Raw genomic sequence first — 361 nt, forward strand, 5'->3', positions numbered from 1 at the left:
CGACCAGGGCCGGGTCGAGGAGCATCTCGCCGAGCACAGGGTCGCGCCGCACTTCGTCTTCCGTACGGCGGACAACCAGGCCGTCGTGTCCGTGGTCCGCGCCGGACTCGGCTGCGCGATCATGCCGCTGCTGGCCATCACCACCCCGGAAGTCGACGACGAGGTCGTGCTGCACCCGCTGCGCGGAGCGCTGCCACCGCGGCAGATCTACGCGCTCACCCGTGGCGCCCTCTCACCGCTCGCGCAGCGACTGGTGGCGGTCGCCCAGGAGCACGGCGCCGAACTGACCCGAGCGGGCGCCTGTCAGCTCTGAGCCAGAGCGAGCAGGTCCCGCACCCGTTCGGCCACCCGGTCGCCGAAG

Annotated in this window: 1 protein-coding gene; it reads left to right on the top strand. The window is 72.6% G+C overall.

All coding sequences use genetic code 11. The features are described from left to right. Window positions 1-313: LysR family transcriptional regulator substrate-binding protein (locus tag ACOADB_RS21560; protein ID WP_378603349.1), on the top strand; the 313-nt coding region annotated here is incomplete at its 5' end. Between the last annotated feature and the right edge of the window lie 48 nt (window positions 314-361).

Origin of the sequence: Nocardioides sp. CPCC 206348 (genome assembly GCF_048654705.1) — a bacterium.
In the GTDB taxonomy this organism is placed as follows: Bacteria; Actinomycetota; Actinomycetes; order Propionibacteriales; family Nocardioidaceae; genus Nocardioides.